Annotated in this window: 18 protein-coding genes; 17 read left to right on the top strand and 1 reads right to left on the bottom strand. The window is 49.4% G+C overall.

The features are described from left to right. The first annotated feature begins 48 nt into the window (after positions 1-48). The 3 genes from ODZ53_RS06795 to ODZ53_RS06785 all read left to right on the top strand — a co-directional run bounded on the left by ODZ53_RS06795 (position 49) and on the right by ODZ53_RS06785 (position 4,726). Positions 49-1,518, top strand: coding sequence for a S41 family peptidase (locus tag ODZ53_RS06795; protein ID WP_372676430.1), 1,470 nt, complete (start codon positions 49-51; stop codon positions 1,516-1,518). Positions 1,519-1,533: 15 nt separating this feature from the next. Continuing rightward, the gene (locus ODZ53_RS06790; protein WP_372676429.1) at positions 1,534-2,895 is read left to right on the top strand and encodes a PDZ domain-containing protein; all 1,362 of its coding nucleotides are present in this window, start codon (positions 1,534-1,536) and stop codon (positions 2,893-2,895) included. A gap of 121 nt (positions 2,896-3,016) precedes the next feature. Further along, positions 3,017-4,726 (top strand): hypothetical protein, encoded by a 1,710-nt coding sequence (locus tag ODZ53_RS06785; protein ID WP_372676428.1) that lies wholly within the window; start codon positions 3,017-3,019, stop codon positions 4,724-4,726. Between the two features lie 64 nt (positions 4,727-4,790). Here the strand turns inward: ODZ53_RS06785 and ODZ53_RS06780 are convergent, their stop codons facing one another. Further along, positions 4,791-5,723 (bottom strand): flagellar hook assembly protein FlgD, encoded by a 933-nt coding sequence (locus tag ODZ53_RS06780; protein WP_372676427.1) that lies wholly within the window; start codon positions 5,721-5,723, stop codon positions 4,791-4,793. Positions 5,724-5,903: 180 nt separating this feature from the next. Here ODZ53_RS06780 and uvrB point away from each other — a divergent pair, with 180 nt between their 5' ends. The 14 genes from uvrB (at position 5,904) to hisIE (ending at position 20,149) form a co-directional block, all read left to right on the top strand. Further along, on the top strand, positions 5,904-7,880 hold the full coding sequence (gene uvrB / locus ODZ53_RS06775; protein ID WP_372676426.1) for an excinuclease ABC subunit UvrB: 1,977 nt from the start codon (positions 5,904-5,906) through the stop codon (positions 7,878-7,880). Between the two features lie 15 nt (positions 7,881-7,895). Beyond that, on the top strand, positions 7,896-10,763 hold the full coding sequence (uvrA, locus tag ODZ53_RS06770) for an excinuclease ABC subunit UvrA (RefSeq protein WP_372676425.1): 2,868 nt from the start codon (positions 7,896-7,898) through the stop codon (positions 10,761-10,763). Between the two features lie 65 nt (positions 10,764-10,828). Then, positions 10,829-11,458, top strand: coding sequence for an HD domain-containing protein (locus tag ODZ53_RS06765; RefSeq protein WP_372676424.1), 630 nt, complete (start codon positions 10,829-10,831; stop codon positions 11,456-11,458). A gap of 39 nt (positions 11,459-11,497) precedes the next feature. Continuing rightward, complete coding sequence (locus ODZ53_RS06760) at positions 11,498-11,866, top strand: phage holin family protein (protein ID WP_064200491.1); 369 nt, start codon at positions 11,498-11,500, stop codon at positions 11,864-11,866. A gap of 155 nt (positions 11,867-12,021) precedes the next feature. Next, positions 12,022-12,957: an HPr(Ser) kinase/phosphatase gene (gene hprK, locus ODZ53_RS06755; RefSeq protein WP_015893500.1), complete on the top strand. Its 936-nt coding sequence runs from the start codon at positions 12,022-12,024 to the stop codon at positions 12,955-12,957. Between the two features lie 15 nt (positions 12,958-12,972). Further along, positions 12,973-13,476, top strand: a complete 504-nt coding sequence (locus ODZ53_RS06750; protein WP_372676423.1) for an acyltransferase — start codon at positions 12,973-12,975, stop codon at positions 13,474-13,476. Between the two features lie 181 nt (positions 13,477-13,657). After that, positions 13,658-14,833 (top strand): ATP phosphoribosyltransferase regulatory subunit, encoded by a 1,176-nt coding sequence (locus ODZ53_RS06745; protein ID WP_372676422.1) that lies wholly within the window; start codon positions 13,658-13,660, stop codon positions 14,831-14,833. 3 nt (positions 14,834-14,836) lie between these two features. Further along, positions 14,837-15,484: an ATP phosphoribosyltransferase gene (hisG, locus tag ODZ53_RS06740; protein ID WP_372676421.1), complete on the top strand. Its 648-nt coding sequence runs from the start codon at positions 14,837-14,839 to the stop codon at positions 15,482-15,484. 19 nt (positions 15,485-15,503) lie between these two features. Then, positions 15,504-16,802, top strand: coding sequence for a histidinol dehydrogenase (gene hisD, locus ODZ53_RS06735; RefSeq protein ID WP_372676420.1), 1,299 nt, complete (start codon positions 15,504-15,506; stop codon positions 16,800-16,802). Then, positions 16,799-17,398, top strand: a complete 600-nt coding sequence (hisB, locus tag ODZ53_RS06730; RefSeq protein ID WP_372676419.1) for an imidazoleglycerol-phosphate dehydratase HisB — start codon at positions 16,799-16,801, stop codon at positions 17,396-17,398. The genes hisD and hisB overlap by 4 nt, the downstream gene beginning before the upstream one ends. Before the next feature lies 1 nt (position 17,399). Continuing rightward, entirely contained in the window at positions 17,400-18,014 is a 615-nt protein-coding gene (gene hisH, locus ODZ53_RS06725; protein ID WP_372676418.1) for an imidazole glycerol phosphate synthase subunit HisH, read from the top strand. Next, a complete protein-coding gene (gene hisA, locus ODZ53_RS06720) occupies positions 18,011-18,760 on the top strand; it encodes a 1-(5-phosphoribosyl)-5-[(5-phosphoribosylamino)methylideneamino]imidazole-4-carboxamide isomerase (RefSeq protein ID WP_372676417.1) in 750 nt (249 codons plus the stop codon). Before hisH ends, hisA begins: the two co-directional genes overlap by 4 nt. Beyond that, positions 18,750-19,508: an imidazole glycerol phosphate synthase subunit HisF gene (gene hisF, locus ODZ53_RS06715; protein ID WP_199926448.1), complete on the top strand. Its 759-nt coding sequence runs from the start codon at positions 18,750-18,752 to the stop codon at positions 19,506-19,508. Before hisA ends, hisF begins: the two co-directional genes overlap by 11 nt. After that, a complete protein-coding gene (gene hisIE / locus ODZ53_RS06710; RefSeq protein ID WP_372676416.1) occupies positions 19,505-20,149 on the top strand; it encodes a bifunctional phosphoribosyl-AMP cyclohydrolase/phosphoribosyl-ATP diphosphatase HisIE in 645 nt (214 codons plus the stop codon). The genes hisF and hisIE overlap by 4 nt, the downstream gene beginning before the upstream one ends. Positions 20,150-20,413 lie beyond the last annotated feature (264 nt).

The following is a 20,413-nucleotide window of genomic DNA, read 5'->3' as shown; positions in this document are numbered from 1 at the left end:
ACTAGCAGCATATCTTTTTCCGGTAGCACAAAGGATGGTGACGTAACAGTGAGATGGAAAGGACGTACCGTAATCGCGCTTGTACTCATCTCCATGGTAGCCAGTAGTTTTGTTACGATGGCGATCATGAAGACATCGGCTAGCGCCAGTTCGAGTCAAGGTGGGGCTTTAACAGCATCCAGCATGGCGCTGTTTTCTGGAAGCGGAGATTATCCGAAAGAGTTCCAGAAGCTGTACGAGGCGTTTTCAGCAATCAAGAAAGATTACATCCAAAATGTCACCACTGAGCAGTTAGTAGAGGGTGCAATTGGCGGAATGGTCGGGTCGCTTGAAGATCCGTATAGTGATTACATGGACCCTCGCTCTGCTGAGGAGTTCACATCTACCCTACACTCGACTTTCCAAGGGATCGGGACAGAGGTAACGATGCAAAATGGTCGGGTAACGGTTGTTTCCCCATTCAAAAACTCCCCAGCGGAGCGTGCGGGGCTACGTCCAAACGACCAAATTTTGAGCGTAAATGATGAAACCCTTGAAGGATTGGACCTGCATCAGGCAGTGACGAAGATTCGTGGTCCAAAAGGAACGAAGGCGGTTCTCAAAGTAGTGAGAGCCGGAGTACCAGAGCCTCTTACCATTGTGTGTGTACGTGACGATATTCCGATTGAGACGGTAAACAGTCAGATTATCGAGAAGAATGGTGTTAAAGTAGGGGTAATTAACCTTACCCAATTCTCTACAGACACAGCTAAGCACTTCAAAGAACAGCTGGCTGCTCTTGAGCAGAAGGGGATTGGCGGTCTGGTAATTGACGTTCGAGGCAATCCGGGCGGGTATTTGCTGGCTGTGAAGGAAATCGGCGAAATCCTCGTACCGAATAAAGGCAAGATCGTACAAATCGAGTATGGAAATGGCGGACAGCAAAAAGAAGAGTATTTCTCGACTACAGAAGCTGCCAAGCCTTATCCAATCTCGGTACTGATTAATGGCGGAAGCGCCAGTGCATCGGAGATTCTCGCGGGTGCTCTGCGCGATAGCGGCAGCTACAAGCTGGTCGGTGAGAAGACCTTTGGTAAAGGAACCGTTCAGAGTACCATGGAAATGAACGACAAGAGCCAATTGAAGCTGACGATTGCCAAGTGGATCACACCGAGTGGGGATTGGGTCCATAAAAAAGGCATTAAGCCAGACTTTGAAGTCAAGCAACCTGACTATTTCAACGCAACTCTGCTGCCGGCAGATAAAGTATTGCAGCGCGACATGGCTGGTACTGACGTGAAAAACCTGCAACTCATCCTGAAAGGCTTGAATCTGTCCCCAGGGCGAGAAGATGGCTATTTTGATGAAAAGACAGAGGAAGCAATCAAGCAGTTCCAAACCTCCAGCAAACTTGAGGTAACTGGCAAAGTAGACGCGAAGACACGCTCTTCGCTGGAAGAAAGTCTCCGTAAAACGATGACGAAGCCAGAGAATGATCTGCAATTGCAAAAAGCTCTGGATGTAGTCACGGGCAAGTAATGAATAATCAAGAAAATGGAAGCAGGTAATTCCCTGCTACCCGTAGAAATGATAACCACGGCAAATCAAATGCCGTGGTTTTTCTTTCCTTTAGTTGAGGTGAGGCAATTGGCGATACAGGCAGATATGCTTACCATTGCATATGGCTTTGCCGCATTTTTTATCAATCCTGTCTTCTATCTCTTTCTGGTTTTTATTTATTTGCATTATCGCAGACAGATGAATCTGGAAAGACAGCTTTTTTCTGCACGCATTCAGTCCCCCTTGCTCTCAACGATACGGGCTGTAGGGATGGGCTTGGTGGGAGGCTTGCTGATTTCTCTTCTTAGTGCAGGACTTGGCGTGGTCGTGCAAGCACAGGATTTGTGGATACTATGGGGATTGGCGCTCATCTTGGCGCTGATTCGTTTACGATTTCTCTGTTTCGCATATGCTGCCGGGATTTTGGCGATTTTACACGCGATCACACTGGTTATTCCACCGGTTACGGACGTTCCAGGATTGAGCTATATCTGGGAAATGATTCGTCAGGCGAAACCATTGCCATTGCTTGCGTTAGTTGCGATCATGCATCTAATTGAAGCGATGCTCGTACGCTGGAATGGCGGGCGGGACGCTTCTCCACTGTTCGTGGAAGGGCAGCGTGGTCGGATTGTCGGTGCCTATTTGCTTCATTCTTTTTGGCTGACCCCAGCCGTGCTGTTCGTACAGATGGAGCCAGGTGCTATCAGTGGTGCGTTGTATCCGGGGTGGCCGTTCTTTTCGCCAGAAGCCGCTTCATTCGGACTGATGCTTCTGCCCACAGTGACCGGATTCTCTGATATGACGCAAACGATGACTCCGTATAGAAAAGCAACGCAGGTTGCAAAAAATTTGACGCTGTATGCGCTCATTTTGTTGGGATTGTGTGCTCTGACTGTATGGTTTTATCTGTTGATCATGCTGACCGCGCTCTTTGCACTATTCGGTCATGAGGCGCTGTTTTTCTGGAGTCAGTATCAAGAAAGAAAGCGTACGCCTTATTTCATCCAGTCTTCGCGCGGTGTAAAAGTAATGGGTGTCATTCCGGGAACGAGAGCAGAGGAAATCGGCATTACGCCCGGTGAGATTATCGTGAAAGTAAATGGCATTTCGGTGCGGGAAAAGGAAGATTTATATCCAGCACTACAAGTCAATCCTGCCTTTTGTAAAATGGAAGTACTCACGCATGAAGGTGAGCTGAAGTTCGTACAGTGTGCGGTCTATGCGGGTAATCATCACCAACTGGGGATCATTGTGGTTCCAGATGCAAATACCCGTGCATTTGTTGATTTGAAGCGCGCCAGTGTAGTCGAGCTGATCAAGCAAAAGCTGGAGAAGCTGAATGTAGGGGCATAAGGAGAGTTAGGGAGAAGGTATGCAGACAAACGTGCATACCTTCTTTTTTTCGAGAAAAGCTTGTCCATTCGGTAACTTACTGGTGGCAGTTGCGTCTCAATGTAGGAGGAAAAAAGAGGGAGTGGGTCCGGTGTTCAAAGGGAAAAGAACGGTCTCGTGGTTTTTGTCGGGTACATTAGCTGCCGCCACAGTTTTTGCCGCCCCCTTATCAGGAGCAGGCGCAACGACAACTGTGACCGTAGCACAGGCCCAATCGGTTGTAGCTGTACCGATGCATGTGACGAAAGGTGTCCAAAAGCTAGTCAAGCTTTTGCCGGAGCTGTCTTCGCGCTTTGTCGTTTACGGTGGCGATGTAGATGGACCTGGTGTTAGCGGGGTAGTGGTCACGTTTGCACAGTCTGCTGCTGGGGCTGAGTCGGCCATGGATGATGCGATTTTTGACGGACAGACAGGTGAGTTGCTCAGACTGAATTTTACCCCGAAAGCAGCAACAAAGCCTGCCTACCCGACTGAGCAGCAAGCCAAAGCACGTGCGCTGGCTTTTGTCGCTGGATTGCAGGGGACTGGCACAGGAAACAACTATCAAGCGAGAGAGGTTTATAAAAATAAGGATTTATTGACGGTTCGACTGGTGCGAGTCCTGAATAATGTGTTGCTCGATGACGATTATGATTGTCTCGTCAGTTTTGATGCATCGGGAAGAATCGTTTGGTTTTCCACGTTTGATGGCAGGCTATACGAAAAAGTAAGTCCCTCTTCCCTCCCATCTCCGCAGCGTGTCATCTCCTCCGAACAAGCTGTACGAAAGTGGCAAGAAAGCCGGCCATTAGAGCTTGTATATTTATTGCCCATTCATAATCATAGCGAACAGGTAGAAGCAAAGCTCGCTTATGTCCTGAAAAATGGAATCATAACGCAACAACATACAGGTAGTGCATTGGATGCCTTCAGTGGCAAACGATTGGTAACAGCGAATTCCCGATCGACAACCAACCCGGCTCAGACCATCAATGTGACTGGAACAGGTGAGAAGTGGGTAGCGCAAACAGAGACACAAGCGCGTGATTTGTTACGCATATTGTTTAGACTCGAAACAGAAAAGCTGCCGCTGTCCGTCTACGAAGCGAGTTACGATGATGGCCCAGCCCTTCGCTATTTCATATGGGGGAATTTTGGTGAGGGGGTTTCCAATGCTGACAAGATATCTCGAATGGCTACCTTTCCTGAGGGAAGCACTAACGGTGAGCAGCATCATCTCCTCGTGACGGATGCAAAGACTGGTGAACTGCTTGCATTTTCCACAAAGGTAAATAATCCGCAATGGTCTAATGTGAAAACGGATAAGAAGCGGGATCGGATGGAAGCGGATAAGCTTTTGAAAAGACTGACTCCGTCTGGAAACAATCAGATCCAAATAACGGAGGATGGAGATGAAAGGTACACCTCGATCATAGCTGATCCCCTTGTAAACGGCATTCCAGTTTATGGGGTCAATCAGAGTGTGGAGAACGGGATGTATACGATTCGGATCGATTCATGGACGGGTACATGGGATCAGGTGAGCATAAACAAACCGGCCAGTGTCAAATACCCGGCCCGTTCTCAAGCCCTTAAAGAACAAGTAGCCATGACCCGATTACTGCAAACCTATCCACTTGAGCTGACCTATATCCACCAGCCAGATTATAAGAAAAACACGATTACCTGGAAGCTCGGCTATGACCTTTCGTTTCGTCAAACTCGCTCGCATTGCTTCTGCGGGGGAGAATCTAAAGTAGATGATACATTTTATGTGGATGCGATAACCGGAAAAGTGATCGTAAACGAATAGGAACTTGTAAAAGAAAAAGCCGCCTTCTCCGATTTCGAAGATGTGCGGCTTTTTGGATAGGATTCTAGGCAGTTGCTTCGAATCCTGTGATTTGATTGAGAGCGACTTTCTTATCATCCTTAAGGATGAATTCGACGACTCCGTTTTTCATGCTGACAGCTTTGACCACTCCGGAAAGAGGAGTATTGGTAGTGGTGCCGTCCGGGTTTGTCTGAGACAGGTTGTACGTGATGTTGTAGCCGATCATTTGCGCATAGGCAAGGGAGTTGCCCATTGTTCTGTTTTCAGGTTTCACCGTCATGCCTACGATTTCTTCGGCTTTTACGGTTGATCCATTATCCAGTTGGAATTGTGCGGTACCGTTTTTGGTGGTAAAGCCAGTGATGACGCCATTCAAGATTTCATCAACCTTGGAAACGTCGTTTTTGGTATCTGGATTGCCATCCCGGTCGACTTCCTTTGTTACTTTATAGGAAATCTCACGACCGATCATTTCCATGTACTTCACGCTGTTGTCGAGCGTATTGCCGGCCAGACCTTGCGATTCCAATCCGGAGACGTCTGCCAGCGGAATCGGTGTCGATTCGCCTGCGATACGGAAGTAGATTTTGCCTTGATCCATGTAGACGGCATCAAGTACGCCCTCTTTCTTCTCCGTCTTAGTTTCTCCCGTCATCTCGTCTTTTGTAGTAAGGGAATACGAAGCAGTACGACCTACCAGCTTTTCATATTTCTCCAAAGTGACCATGCTGTTGTTCGATTGCTCCATCAGCGTGGTCATTTTTGTGATTTTTTCTACCATGGTCAGCATACTTGTTTGCTGGATGAATTGAGAGTTGTCCATGGGGGACATAGGATCCTGATGCTTTAACTGCTCCAGCATGAGCTTCATAAAGGCATTTTGGTCGAGCTCCGTGCTGAATTCCTTTTTGCCTTTATAGCTCATATGCGGTTGTATATAAGGGTTATTTTTGACGGTTGTTCCGTTATCTGACATGTCAATCCTCCCTGAAGGTGGCGAGTCTATCTGCGTATGATTGTACTTCCTTCATCTTATATCGGAAAAATCGGTGGAAAGATGAAGACAAACGTTTGTTCGAATTTTGGGCTTAAACTAGCCGAAATTGTGTTATAATGGAAGTAGAAACAGTCATGCTATGAGGAGATGAACGAGGGAATGGAGCGTTTTGAATTGGTATCGGAGTTTCAACCGTCCGGTGACCAGCCAACCGCCATTGCCGAGCTGGTGGCAGGGTTACAGGCTGGCAAGCGACACCAGACATTGCTGGGTGCGACGGGAACGGGAAAGACTTATACGGCTGCCCAGGTAATTGCTCAGGTGAACAGGCCAACACTCGTGATGGCACACAACAAAACTCTGGCCGCGCAGCTTTGTGCAGAGTTTAAGGAGTTTTTCCCGAACAACGCGGTGGAATACTTCGTCAGCTACTACGATTACTATCAACCCGAAGCATACATTCCCCAATCGGATACGTTTATTGAAAAAGACTCGAGCATTAACGACGAGATCGACAAGCTCCGTCACTCGGCTACCAGTGCGCTGTTTGAACGCCGAGATGTGATCATCGTTGCCTCCGTCTCCTGCATTTACGGGTTGGGTTCGCCCGAGGAGTATCGGGAGCTGCTCTTGTCTTTGCGTGTTGGTATGGAAACAGGACGGGACGAGATATTGCATCGTTTGGTCGATATCCAGTACACACGCAACGACATCAACTTCACGCGCGGTACGTTCCGTGTGCGGGGTGACGTCGTGGAGATTTTCCCTGCCTCAGAGAGTGAGCAGGCGATTCGCGTTGAGTTTTTTGGAGATGAAATTGAGCGGATTACTTCGATTGACGTGCTGACCGGCGAAATTTTGGGACAGCGTGATCACATTGCCATCTTCCCTAAATCTCACTATGTGACGCGCGAGGAGAAAATGAAGCTAGCTGTCCAAAGCATTGAGGCCGAGCTGGAAGAAAGACTGAAAGAATTCCGTGATGCGGGCAAGCTCCTGGAAGCACAGCGACTAGAGCAACGCACACGGTACGATATTGAGATGATGATGGAGATGGGCTTTTGCTCCGGGATCGAAAACTACTCGCGCCATCTGACGGGACTGCCTGCCGGGCATGCTCCGTATACCTTGCTGGATTACTTCCCAGAAGATTTTATCGTCATGATGGATGAGTCGCATATGACCTTGCCACAGGTGCGAGGGATGTATAACGGTGACCGCGCACGGAAGGATGTACTGGTCGAACACGGATTCCGTCTGCCCTCTGCACGCGATAACCGCCCACTCAAGTTCGAGGAGTTTGAAGCAAAGCTAAAACAAGCGATATACATTTCGGCTACACCTGGTCTTTATGAGCTGGAACACTGCCCGGAAATGGTGCAACAGGTGATTCGTCCGACAGGCTTGATTGATCCAACGGTTACGGTACGTCCGATCAAAGGACAGATTGACGATTTGATTGGCGAAATTCAAGCCACGATTGCGAAAAATGAGCGAGTTCTCGTCACGACTCTGACGAAGAAAATGTCTGAGGATTTGACGGACTATCTGAAAGAAATCGGAATCAAGGTCCGCTATCTTCACTCGGATATTAAAACGATTGAGCGGATGCAGATTTTACGCTCATTGCGTTTAGGTGAGTTTGATGTGCTGGTCGGAATCAACCTCTTGCGGGAAGGTCTGGACTTGCCGGAAGTATCACTCGTGGCGATTTTGGATGCAGACAAGGAAGGCTTCCTTCGCAATGAGCGCTCGTTGATTCAGACAATCGGTCGGGCTGCGCGGAACGCTGAGGGACGCGTTATCATGTACGCGGACAAAATGACAGATTCGATGGCCTCTGCGATTCGAGAGACAGAACGTCGTCGTTCCATTCAGATGGCTTACAATGAGGAGCACGGCATCACGCCGCAAACCGTGAAAAAGTCCGTCCGCGAAGTAATCGAGGCTACTAAGGTAGCGGAGGAAAAAGCGGATTACTTGCCACATGCGGACTTCAAAAAAATGCCGAAGAAGGATCGCGTGGCTGTCATAGAACGTATGGAAGAAGAAATGAAAGAAGCGGCACGCAACCTCATGTTCGAGCGTGCGGCCGAATTGCGTGATTTGATTCTTGAGCTGAAGGCGGAACTCTAAGGAGAGGTTTTTTTCATGCCATTAGAACATATTGTCGTAAAGGGTGCACGTGCCCACAATTTGAAAAATGTTGATGTAGTCATTCCGAGGGACAAATTCGTCGTTTTGACGGGTTTGTCCGGCTCGGGTAAATCATCGCTTGCTTTTGACACAATTTACGCAGAGGGACAACGACGCTATGTCGAGTCTCTGTCTGCATACGCCCGTCAATTTCTCGGGCAAATGGACAAGCCGGATGTGGATTCGATTGAGGGACTTTCCCCTGCAATCTCGATTGACCAGAAAACGACGAGCCGCAACCCTCGCTCTACAGTAGGAACGGTTACGGAAATCTACGACTATTTGCGCCTTTTGTATGCGCGTGTCGGTAGAGCGGTTTGCCCGGAGCATGGCATCGAGATCCAATCCCAAACTATTGAACAAATGGTCGATCGACTATTGGAGTATCCTGAGCGCACGAAAATGCAGATTCTAGCTCCTATGGTGCAAGGACGCAAGGGAGAGCATGTCAAGCTACTGGAGGACATCCGCAAGCAAGGCTTCGTCCGTGTGCGGGTCAATGGTGAAATTACCGATTTGTCCGAAGACATCAAGCTGGAAAAGAACAAGAAGCATAACATTGAGGTTGTCGTTGACCGGATCGTCGTGAAGCCGGATGTACAGGCGCGTCTCGCAGATTCCTTGGAAACGGCACTTCGTTTAGCAGACGGCAAGGTCATCGTTGATGTGATGGAGCAAGAAGAGCTGCTGTTCAGTGAAAAGCATGCTTGTCCGGTATGCGGATTCTCCATTGGAGACCTGGAGCCGCGGATTTTCTCCTTTAATAGCCCATTTGGTGCTTGCTCAGAGTGCGACGGATTAGGTGTCAAACTGGAGGTCGACCCGGATATGGTCGTTCCGGATGCGACGAAGACGCTCGATGACGGGGCGATTGGCGCATGGGAGCCGAAGACTTCGACGTACTATCAACAATTGTTGGAATCAGCTTGCCGCCACTTTAACATTCGAATGGATGTGCCATATGAGGAGCTTACGGCAGCGCACCGACAAATCTTGATGTACGGTAGTGAAGGCGAAAAAATTCACTTCCGCTATGAGAACGAGTTTGGACAAGTACGCGAGGCAGTCGTACCTTTTGAAGGTGTCGTCATTAACCTGCAACGACGTCATCTGGAGACCAGCTCGGATTACATCCGCGAGCAAATCGAAGGATTTATGAGCCAAAAGGCGTGTCCGGTCTGTAAAGGCCAACGTTTGCGACAGGAGAGCTTGGCGGTTAAGGTCGGGGAGCGTAGCATATCCGAGCTGACTACGCTGTCGATTCTCGATGCGCATCGGTTTGTTGATGGTCTGGAACTGACAGAGCGGGAAACAAAGATCGCGAACCTGATCGTAAAAGAAATCAAGGCACGACTAAACTTCTTGATTGATGTCGGACTGGATTACTTGACGCTGAGCCGTGCGGCGGGAACACTATCCGGGGGAGAAGCGCAGCGGATTCGACTGGCTACGCAGATCGGTTCTAGTCTGATGGGTGTTCTCTACATTTTGGATGAGCCGAGTATCGGACTGCATCAGCGGGATAACGCGCGTCTGATCAAGACGTTGGAGCATATGACCAAGCTGGGGAATACATTGATCGTCGTAGAGCATGACGAAGATACGATGATGGCCTGCGATTACATTATCGATATTGGCCCGGGCGCTGGCATACATGGCGGTCAAATCGTAGCGGCAGGAACTCCGAATGAAGTCATGGAGGACCCTAACTCCTTGACGGGTGCCTATTTGAGTGGGCGCAAATTCATCCCTGTTCCGATGGAGCGTCGCAAGCCTTCAGACAAATGGATCAAGATTGAGGGCGCGAAGGAAAACAACCTGAAAAACGTCACTGCGAAGCTTCCTTTAGGCGTTTTTGTTGCCGTAACAGGTGTATCTGGCTCAGGAAAAAGTACACTGATCAATGAAATTTTGCAAAAGACACTGGCTCGCGATTTGAATAAGGCAAAGGTGAAGCCAGGTGAGCATCGTCGTATCCTGGGACTGGAGCATTTGGACAAGGTGATCAACATCGACCAATCTCCAATTGGACGTACACCACGTTCCAATCCTGCGACATATACAGGTGTCTTTGATGATATTCGCGACCTGTTTGCTTCCACCAACGAAGCCAAAGTGCGCGGCTATAAAAAAGGTCGCTTTAGCTTTAACGTCAAGGGTGGCCGTTGTGAAGCGTGCAGTGGTGACGGGATCATTAAAATTGAGATGCACTTTTTACCGGATGTGTACGTGCCTTGCGAAGTTTGCCATGGCAAGCGCTACAACCGCGAGACGCTCGATGTGAAGTACAAAGGCAAGAGCATTGCTGATGTTTTGGAAATGACGATCGAGGATGGTGTAGAGTTTTTCCGCAATCTGCCGAAGATTGAGCGCAAGCTGCAGACCATCGTAGACGTAGGATTGGGATATATGAAGCTGGGGCAGCCTGCTACCACCCTCTCTGGCGGGGAAGCACAACGCGTCAAGCTAGCCTCTGAGCTGTATCGACGCAGCACAGGACGTACTCTGTACATTTTGGATGAGCCGACAACCGGTCTGCATACAGACGATATCGATCGTTTGCTAAAAGTACTGCAGCGATTGGTGGAAAACGGAGACACGGTGCTGGTCATCGAGCACAATCTGGATGTCATCAAAACGGTGGATTACATCGTGGATTTGGGACCAGAGGGTGGTACCCGTGGCGGAGAAATTGTCGGAACGGGTACACCAGAGGAAGTGGCAAAAATGGACGGCTCCTACACGGGTATCTATTTGAAGCCAATTTTGGAACGTGATAAAGAACGGACGAATGCCAAGCTAGAGCAATTCGTTTCAAAGTAATCGAGAGACTGCCTCCCTGATTCAGGGGGGCATCTTTTCTACGTGAGCGCAAAGGGGGAGAAAAGATGGATTACGTGAAGGATTCTATTGCCGCACTACCTGCCGAGCTGGTGGCAGAAGCACAGAAGCGTTTTGATGGACAAGATCCTGCACACGATTGGCAGCATAATTTGCGGGTGATGGCAATGTGTGAGCGGATTGGCCGAGAGGAAGGGGCAGATATGGAAGTGCTGCGCCTCGCTGCTTTGCTGCATGACATTGGGAGAGCAGAAGAACGGCAAACAGGAGAGTGCCATGCCGAAATCAGCGCAAGACTAGCAGGGGAATGGCTCGCCGAACGCAGTATGACGGAGGCCTTCATCTCACGTGTGCAGTCTGCGATTCTCGCCCATCGTTTTCGCAAAGAACGACCTCCACATACCCTGGAAGAAAAGGTCTTGTTTGATGCCGATAAGCTGGATTCGATTGGGGCTATTGGAGTAGCGCGGGTTTTTGCTTATACTGGGGTTATTGGGCAACCCATACAATCGTATGACCCCAATCAGCATACGCCTTATAAGGAATACACGTGGAAGCTGCAGCGCATCAAAGACATGCTTTTCACCAAGACTGCCCAGAAAATCGCCGAAGACAGACATCGATTCATGACAACGTTTTTTGAACAATGGGAATGGGAAGTAAAAGGGATTCGCTAATTGTTGCGCGAAGGCCAGACTGTATAGGGGGAATACACCATGAGCCGCTGGATAATCAAAATGCTTTTAAATGGGGCCGCGCTGCTTTTGATCAGCAATTGGTTCCATTCCATTTATGTCGCGAATTTCACAGTAGCACTATGGGCTATATTGATTCTGGGGATGGTCAACACAGTGATTCGGCCGATTCTGCTGTTTTTTACTTTTCCCTTGCAAGTATTGACGATCGGTTTGTTCTGGTTTGTCATTAATGCCGTGACGTTTGCATTGACTGCCTACTTTATTGATGGATTTGAAGTGGGACCATGGCCTGATAACATTGGCACGGTCATCGTGGCAGCAGCACTGATGAGTATTTTTGGCTACCTCATTGAAGTTGTGGTAGGGACGAGAAAAGAAAAGAGGTAGTATGTTCGAAAAAGCCCCGTATTCTCTCAAACGAGTAGCGGGGTTTTTGGCTAATCAGGATGCTTGGCCTTATTAGGTTGTCGTAAGCCCAAAGGTTTCGATACAATAGAGACACAACCATAGGGACGGAAAATCCCATGTGAGGGGGAAGCTTCATGCGTAAGACGAATGTGAGCCATTTAGTGGATCATTTCAATATGACGATCTTGAGCGGGGAAGAGGGCTTGGGTCGTGAGATTACCGTAACGGATTTGAGTCGTCCGGGACTGCAGTTAGCCGGTTACTATTCGTACTTTGCGGAAGAGCGAATTCAATTGTTCGGTTTGACGGAAATCAACTTTTTTCAAACGCTGACTCCAGAGGAACGGCTGGAACGGATGAATTTTCTCATGCAGAGTCAGGTTCCTTGTTTCTGTGTGACCCGTAATCAGATGGTGCCCGAAGAGATGATTGACGTTTCCAATCGGTTGGGGGTACCTGTACTTCAGTCCCCTCTGGCAACGACGACGTTGGTCGGGAAAGTAACCAACTTTCTGGAGAATCGTCTTGCACCAACGACGACGATTCATGGGGTACTGACAGACATTTACGGCGTCGGAGTTTTGATTATGGGATCGAGCGGAATCGGGAAGAGTGAAGCTGCACTTGAGCTTGTAAAGCGCGGACATCGACTCGTAGCTGATGACGCAGTGGAGATTAAGCAGACACAGGGGGGGCAGCTAAGCGGTAGCGCTCCTGAGCTGATTCAGCATCTCTTGGAAATCCGTGGTGTAGGGATTATCAACATTATGACGATGTTTGGTGCAGGTGCTGTGCGCAATGTGAAAAACATCGAGATGGTTGTCCAGCTAGAGCTGTGGGAGCCACATAAAATGTACGAGCGGTTGGGGCTCGATGAGGAAACATTGAAGATCATGGATACGGAAATTCCGATTATTACCGTTCCTGTTCGACCAGGACGAAACTTGGCAGTCATCATTGAGGTTGCAGCGATGAACTTCCGTTTGAAACGGATGGGTTACAACGCAGCGATGCACTTCACACGGAAACAGTCGAATGCCATTTTAGAGGATGCCGATTCTGACTTGTAGGAGAAAGAGACGCATATGAGGAAGACAACACGTTATCCCGTAAATGGGGTAAACCCGCTTTGGCACATGTATCGAACGGTAAGCTTCTGGAAAGTCATGAAAAATTTTATCGTCATCCAACTTTCCAGATATACGCCGATTGTTTCATGGAAGAACTGGATGTTTCGCACATTTTTGCGTATGGAAGTAGGGAAGCATAGTGCGGTTGCGTTGATGGTGATGATGGATATCATGTTTCCCGAGAAAATCAAGATCGGTCGTAATTGCGTGATCGGTTACAATACGACCATACTTGCCCATGAATATTTAATAGATGAATACCGTTTGGGAGAAGTGATTATTGAGGATGCTGTCCTGGTGGGGGCCAACACTACCATTTTGCCTGGGGTAACGATTGGAAAAGGGGCCATTGTCGCAGCGGGAACGGTTGTTCATAAAGATGTCCCGCCTGGTGCCTTTGTAGGTGGGAATCCCATGCAGCTCATTCGAATGAAAGCTTCAGAGGAAGAAGTCTTGTAGTGTCACTTCCATTATGATCAGCCGTCAGGTGCTTATCCTGGCGGTTTTTTGTTTTGTGTTAAATTTTCCGACTATTCTTATCTTGGTTGACCTATGATTCTCGACGTGGTAATCTTCTTCATAACACTTTAGTTTGTTACCATATTAGCAGAGTAAAGCGAATGTGATGGAGGGAACAAAGATGGCAAAGCCGTTGGGATTTGAAAAGCCGCTCGGGATGCGGGACATACTGCCGGAATCGCTGGCGAAGCAACGGCACTTGGAGCGGGAACTGCGGCAGTGTATCGAGAGATGGGGCTATGACGAAATATCCACACCCTCTCTGGAATATTTCGATACGGTAGGAGCCGCAAGTGCGACGCTGACAGATCGGATGTTTCGCCTCCTGGATAAACAAGGTCACACCGTAGTCCTGCGGCCGGACATGACGACGCCGATTGCACGGGTTGTTTCCTCCCTTTATAAAGATGTTCCAATGCCGATTCGGTTGTATTATCAGGCAAATGTGTTTCGGGCACAAGAAAAGGAAGCGGGACGGAATGCGGAGTTTTCTCAAACCGGGATCGAGCTGATCGGAGATGCGTCTGTCGATGCGGATGCGGAAGCCATTGCGCTTGCGGTGGTTTGCTTGCGGGCAGCTGGTGTGGAAACGTTTCGGATTGCCATTGGGCATGTCGATTTTGTAGACGGTCTTTTGGAGGAAGAGATTGAGGATGAGCCTATTCGCAATCAATTCCGCCAGTTTTTGTACGAGCGGGACTTCGTTGGCTTCCGGCAGCTACTCGCGACAGTAGACATTTCGACAGAGGCAAAAAGCCGATTGGAAGCCTTGCTACGGTTGCAAGGGGGAAAAGGAAAAATCGAGGTCGCCCGCAAACTGGCAGGCAACGGAAAGGCAGGGAGGGCAGTCGAGACGATTGCTTCCTTGTGGGAGTCGTTAGAAGCCTACGGGGTGACAGAAGATTTGTTGATCGATTTCAATCTGATCATTAATTTGAACTACTATACAGGCGTCGTTTTTGAAGGATACGCTGCTGACTTGGGCTCCCCGCTATTGGGCGGAGGACGCTACGATCAATTGCTCTCCCAATTTGGGCGAGCTGCATCCGCTACAGGCTTTGCGATCAAAATGGATCGGCTGCTTCAGGTCACTCCTTCGGTAAAAAGGCAAGCACCTGCGCGCGTTTTGCTTGTTTACACGGAGGATTGCCGCAGCGCCGCTTTGGCAGAGGCACAGCTATTACGTGAAGACGGGCTCGTAGTAGTGACACGTCTCGTCTCCAAGATAGATGAGAAACAGGTTGGACAAGAAGCGGGATTTACCAAGGTCATTTGCATGACACAACAGGAGGAGTAGGAGATGGCACTCACGAAAAACGACCAAAAACTGACGATCGCCATGCCAAAAGGGCGGATTTTTGAAGAGGCCGTCCACTTTCTCCAACAGGCTGGATTGCAGGTCACTGCGGATCTACAAGATTCGCGCAAACTGATCATCCCTGTGGAAAATGCCAAGCTCGAATTCATTATGGCGAAGCCTACCGATGTTCCTACTTATGTCGAGTATGGGGTGGCTGACGTTGGCGTGGTCGGCAAGGATGTTTTATTGGAAGAAGAACGAGATGTTTACGAGCTGTTGGATTTGCATATTGGCTATTGTCGCATGATGGTAGCGGGTCTGCCAGACTGGAAACCGACGGAAGCCCTGCGCGTTGCGACGAAATATCCGAAGATTGCGTCACGTTATTTTCGTGAGCAGGGACAGCAGGTTGAGGTCATCAAGCTGAATGGTTCAGTGGAGCTTGCACCAATGATTGGGCTGGCTGATCGTATAGTGGATATTGTTTCGACAGGGAGGACATTGCGGGAGAATGGCTTGGTCGAGCTGGAGAGCATTTGTGAAATTACGACGAGGCTCATTGCCAATCGAGCCAGCTATCGGATGAAAAGTGAAGCGGTGGATGAGATCGCCGCAAAATTTTTAGAGGTCATTCCTTGTGGGAACTAAAGAAGAAGGGGAGACAGCTATGCGTATCATGTCAGCCAGCCAGTATGACGGGAAACGATCGGTAGACGCTGGGACGAGAGAACAGCAAGAAGCAGTGAAGGCGATCCTCACCTCTGTTCGCCAGCAAGGCGACGAGGCGTTGCGCTATTACACAGAGCGATTTGATCGTGTGCTTCTACAAAACTTCCGTGTGAGCGAAGGAGAATTTGCAGAAGCAAGTGAGCTCGTTTCTTCACAAGTCAAAGCGGCATTGGAAGAAGCAGCCGAAAACATTCGGACGTTCCATGAGCGACAAGTGCGCCAGTCCTGGTTTACTACCAAAGAAAGCGGCACATTGCTGGGCCAACTAATACGTCCATTGCAGCGCGTAGGGTTGTATGTTCCAGGCGGAACGGCAGCTTATCCATCCAGCGTATTGATGAATGCCATCCCTGCCAAAATTGCAGGTGTTCCAGAAGTCGTTATTACGACGCCCCCAGGAGCGGATGGGAAAATCAATCCGGCGATACTCGTTGCAGCTCAAATTGCAGGTGTGACTGAGATATACAAGGTAGGCGGGGCTCAGGCGATTGCAGCATTGACCTACGGGACGGAACAAATCAAGTCAGTCGATAAAATCGTTGGCCCCGGTAATATTTTCGTAGCACTGGCAAAGCGAGAAGTATTCGGATTGGTCAGTATCGACATGGTGGCAGGGCCTAGCGAAATTGCGGTGATCGCAGATGAGACAGCCAACCCGCGTTACGTCGCGGCAGACCTGCTGTCTCAAGCCGAGCATGATCCGATGTCAGCCGCTATATTGGTTACGACATCGCAAGCGTTGGCGGAGCAGGTGTCACAGGAAGTAGAGCGACAGCTTGCCGATCTTCCGCGCAAATCGATTGCAGAAGCGGCGATACGCGACTACGGGGCTATTTTACTCGTCGCCGATTTGGAAGAAGGTTTTGCTATCATTAACCGCATCGCACCCGAGCATTTGGAAGTCATGATAGCGGAGCCGGTTGAGCATCTCGGAAAAGTGGAAAATGCAGGTGCGATTTTCCTCGGCCCATACAGCTCAGAGCCAGTTGGCGATTATTTTGCTGGTACCAATCATGTGATTCCTACGAATGGAACGGCGCGTTTTTCCTCGCCATTATCCGTCGATGATTTTATCAAGAAGTCGAGTGTTGTTTCCTACAGCAAGCGAGATTTGCGGGAAAATGGACATAAAATTGTGGCGCTGGCAGAGCAGGAAGGATTGTCTGGGCACGGTCGAGCGATCCTTGCGCGTTTGCGAGATTTTGAGACCGAAGAGCAGGAGAGTGAAAAGAGATGAGTGAAGGGAAACAACGTGCAGCACAGATCGAACGCAATACGAATGAGACGCAAATCGCGCTTTCCTTTGCTGTAGACGGTGCGGGTGAAAGCAAGCAAAATTCGGGTGTTCCATTTCTGGATCATATGCTAGACCTGTTTACCCGACACGGACATTTTGACCTGACTGTCAAGGCAAAGGGAGATATCGAAATCGACTATCACCACACGGTAGAGGATATCGGGATTTGTCTTGGGCATGCTCTGCGGGAAGCGTTGGGAGACAAGAAAGGCATCAAGCGTTATGGAAATGCGTTTGTCCCGATGGATGACGCGCTCGCGCAGGTCGTCATTGATATCAGCAACCGTCCTCATCTGGAATATCGCGCTATTTACCCTACGAATATGGTTGGTCAGTTTCCGACGGAGCTGGTGCACGAATTTTTATGGAAACTCGCACTGGAGGCGCGGATCAATCTGCATGTGATCCTGCACTACGGTCACAATACGCACCACATGATCGAGGCGATTTTTAAAGCGCTGGGCCGTGCACTGGATGAAGCGACGACGATCGATCCGCGTGTAAAAGGGGTCCCGTCAACAAAAGGGGTTTTGTAACATGATCGGCATCATCGATTACGGCATGGGAAATCTGTATAGCTTGAGCAAGGCGTTGGAAAGGCTGGGCTATTCGTATGAGTTCGTCTCTCAAGCAGAGCGTCTGCAAGAATATAGCGGGTTGATTTTGCCGGGAGTGGGGGCGTTCGGAGATGCTATCGCGAACATACGTGAGCTCGGATTAGAGCAAGCAATCAAAGGATACGCAGCAACAGGTCGTCCGATCTTGGGCATTTGTCTCGGTATGCAGCTTTTATTCGAGAAAAGTGCGGAGCATGGCGAGCATACGGGTTTGGGACTGCTCGGTGGAGAGGTCGTTCGTTTTCGCGGGGATTACAAGGTACCGCACATGGGCTGGAACCAACTGATAATAAAGCAAAGGCAACCGTTACTAAACGGTGTGCAGGATGACGATTACGTCTATTTTGTCCACTCGTATCATGTCTTGTGCGAGCCTGATGTCTTGCTCACGACGAGTGACTATCACCAGGAGGTCACAGCCATTGTAAATCGTGACAACGTATACGGTATGCAGTTTCACCCGGAAAAGAGCGGAGAGACAGGAATGCTGCTGCTGCGCAACTTTGCCGTTCAATGCGAGGGGGTTTTGACATGAGCTTTATTGTTTATCCGGCGATCGATATTCGCGGGGGCAAGTGTGTTCGACTTTTCCAAGGAGATTACGGGCAAGAGACAGTGTACGCCGATTCACCGCTCACGATGGCGAAACGCTGGGTAGAGCAAGGTGCGTCCTGGGTTCATCTCGTAGATTTGGACGGAGCAAAGGAAGGCAAGCCTGCAAATGCAGCGCTCATCAAGGAGATAGCGCGCTCGATCCCTGTACCCGTGCAGGTTGGAGGCGGCATTCGAACAGAAGAGCAGATCGCGGACTATTTGGAAGCGGGTGTTTCGCGAGTGATTGTCGGGACTGCAGCTATCGAAGACGAGCCTTTTACGAAGCGAATTCTTCAAAACGATGGAGACAAGATTGCGATTGGTCTGGACTGCCGGAATGGGCTGGTGGCTACCAGAGGTTGGTTGACCACGACAGATGTGCAAGCGACAGAGCTTGCCAAGCGGTTGGTTACGTATGGCGCGGAGACGTTTATTTATACCGATATCGCCCGTGATGGCACGATGACAGGACCGAATGTAGAAGAAATTGCAGCCTTGGCGATGGCTACAGGAAAATCGGTGATAGCTTCGGGAGGTGTCAGCCAACTGGACGACTTGTTGACGCTGGCTGCCCATGCTTCGGACGGAGTCTCTGGTGCCATTGTTGGCAAAGCACTCTACACGGACGCTTTTACATTGGAAGAAGCGCTCCAGCGTATGGAGGGGCGTGAATCACATGCTGGCTAAACGAATCATCCCGTGTCTCGATGTAAAAGACGGACGGGTGGTAAAAGGCGTGCAGTTCGTCGGACTACGCGATGCAGGAGACCCGGTTGAACTGGCAAAAAAGTATAGCGAGGAAAGAGCAGACGAGCTCATCTTTCTCGATATTTCTGCGTCCCATGAAGGACGCAAGACGATGGTGGATGTCATCGAAAAAACAGCCGCAAACATTACGATTCCTTTCACGGTTGGCGGTGGCATTAACAGCGTCGACGATATGAAAAGGATTTTGCGTGCTGGTGCGGACAAAATCTCGTTGAATACAGCGGCTGTTTTGCGTCCAGAATTGATCCGCGAGGGAGCGACAGTCTTTGGCTCACAATGTATCGTCGTGGCGATTGATGCGAGAAGTGTCGGGGAAGATCGCTGGGAAGTGTATACCCACGGTGGACGGAATGCGACGGGTAGGGATGTCATCCGTTGGGCGCAGGAGGCAGAAGCGCTGGGAGCGGGCGAAATCCTTTTGACCAGCATGGATGACGATGGGGAAAAGAAAGGCTTTGGACTCGAATTGACCAAGCGGGTATCAGCAGCGGTCGGGATTCCGGTCATTGCTTCTGGTGGAGCGGGCTCGAGGGAGCATTTTTACGATGTGCTGACGCAAGGAAAGGCAGATGCCGCCCTCGCCGCTTCCATTTTTCACTATGACGAGACCTCGATTCAATCAGTCAAAGAGTATTTGCAAACCAAAGGAGTTGTCGTACGACCATGACAGGAGCAGAAGCGTTTGCCGTGGAAAAATTGCGTTTTGACGAAAAGGGTTTGATCCCTGTCATCGTGCAGGATGCCGGAAGCAAGACGGTCTTGACGCTTGCCTATATGAATGAAGAATCGTTACAAAAGTCATTGGCGACCAAAGAAACATGGTTTTGGAGCCGTTCCCGACAACAATTGTGGCACAAGGGCGAGACCTCGGGTCATACACAGCGGATCGTCTCTATGCGGTATGATTGCGACGGAGATGCACTGGTTGTGATGGTCGAACCGAATGGGCCTGCATGTCATACGGGAGCGTATAGCTGTTTCTCGCAGGAGGTTCTCAGCGATACAGATGAAGAGCCAGTACAAGTAGATCCGTTTGCCATCTTAAGTGAGCTGGAGGAACTAATTGCCGCGCGGGAGGCAGAGCGCCCGGAAGGCTCTTACACCACCTACTTGTTCGAAAAAGGCGTAGATAAAATCCTGAAAAAGGTCGGGGAAGAGGCTGCCGAGGTCATTATTGCAGCAAAAAATCGAAGTCGTGAGGAACTGCGGTACGAGGCATCTGATCTGATCTTCCACTTGATGGTTTTGTTACGCGAGCAAAAGCTGCCACTGGAAGATGTACTGACGGAGCTTCAGAGGCGTCGTTAAAAGATAGCCTAAGCATGAATATAGTAGAGATATTTGATAGAAAGAGCGGGATGTTTTTCTCGCTCTTTTTCCTTTCGTATCGCGATATTTTAGCTGTTTCTCGTTTTTTGATAAAAAAACTTTTAAAATTACTCTTGATTTAGAATTTTATATGTGATAGATTATTCCTTGTCGCCAAGAACGACGACAAAATACGAGAAAAGAAAACGAGATTCGATAAAAAACTTCTTGACTCGCTAATAATGAACGTGATAAGATGTAAAA

Source organism: Brevibacillus sp. BD137 (assembly GCF_041644655.1).
GTDB lineage: Bacteria > Bacillota > Bacilli > Brevibacillales > Brevibacillaceae > Brevibacillus > Brevibacillus brevis_D.
The sequence above is the reverse complement of the archived record's forward strand: the minus strand, read 5'-3'. Positions and strand labels throughout refer to the sequence as shown.

Excerpts from the sequence above, each read along its gene's own strand:
- ODZ53_RS06750 (WP_372676423.1), top strand. The coding sequence starts at position 12,973 with ATGAGGAAGACAACACGTTATCCCGTAAATGGGGTAAACCCGCTTTGG.
- ODZ53_RS06765 (WP_372676424.1), top strand. The coding sequence starts at position 10,829 with ATGGATTACGTGAAGGATTCTATTGCCGCACTACCTGCCGAGCTGGTG.
- ODZ53_RS06745 (WP_372676422.1), top strand. The coding sequence starts at position 13,658 with ATGGCAAAGCCGTTGGGATTTGAAAAGCCGCTCGGGATGCGGGACATA.
- hisA (WP_372676417.1), top strand. The coding sequence starts at position 18,011 with ATGAGCTTTATTGTTTATCCGGCGATCGATATTCGCGGGGGCAAGTGT.
- hisG (WP_372676421.1), top strand. The coding sequence starts at position 14,837 with ATGGCACTCACGAAAAACGACCAAAAACTGACGATCGCCATGCCAAAA.
- ODZ53_RS06760 (WP_064200491.1), top strand. The coding sequence starts at position 11,498 with ATGAGCCGCTGGATAATCAAAATGCTTTTAAATGGGGCCGCGCTGCTT.
- hisH (WP_372676418.1), top strand. The coding sequence starts at position 17,400 with ATGATCGGCATCATCGATTACGGCATGGGAAATCTGTATAGCTTGAGC.
- hisD (WP_372676420.1), top strand. The coding sequence starts at position 15,504 with ATGCGTATCATGTCAGCCAGCCAGTATGACGGGAAACGATCGGTAGAC.
- hisF (WP_199926448.1), top strand. The coding sequence starts at position 18,750 with ATGCTGGCTAAACGAATCATCCCGTGTCTCGATGTAAAAGACGGACGG.
- hisB (WP_372676419.1), top strand. The coding sequence starts at position 16,799 with ATGAGTGAAGGGAAACAACGTGCAGCACAGATCGAACGCAATACGAAT.
- ODZ53_RS06780 (WP_372676427.1), bottom strand. The coding sequence starts at position 5,723 with ATGTCAGATAACGGAACAACCGTCAAAAATAACCCTTATATACAACCG.
- hisIE (WP_372676416.1), top strand. The coding sequence starts at position 19,505 with ATGACAGGAGCAGAAGCGTTTGCCGTGGAAAAATTGCGTTTTGACGAA.
- uvrA (WP_372676425.1), top strand. The coding sequence starts at position 7,896 with ATGCCATTAGAACATATTGTCGTAAAGGGTGCACGTGCCCACAATTTG.
- hprK (WP_015893500.1), top strand. The coding sequence starts at position 12,022 with ATGCGTAAGACGAATGTGAGCCATTTAGTGGATCATTTCAATATGACG.
- ODZ53_RS06790 (WP_372676429.1), top strand. The coding sequence starts at position 1,534 with ATGGAAGCAGGTAATTCCCTGCTACCCGTAGAAATGATAACCACGGCA.
- uvrB (WP_372676426.1), top strand. The coding sequence starts at position 5,904 with ATGGAGCGTTTTGAATTGGTATCGGAGTTTCAACCGTCCGGTGACCAG.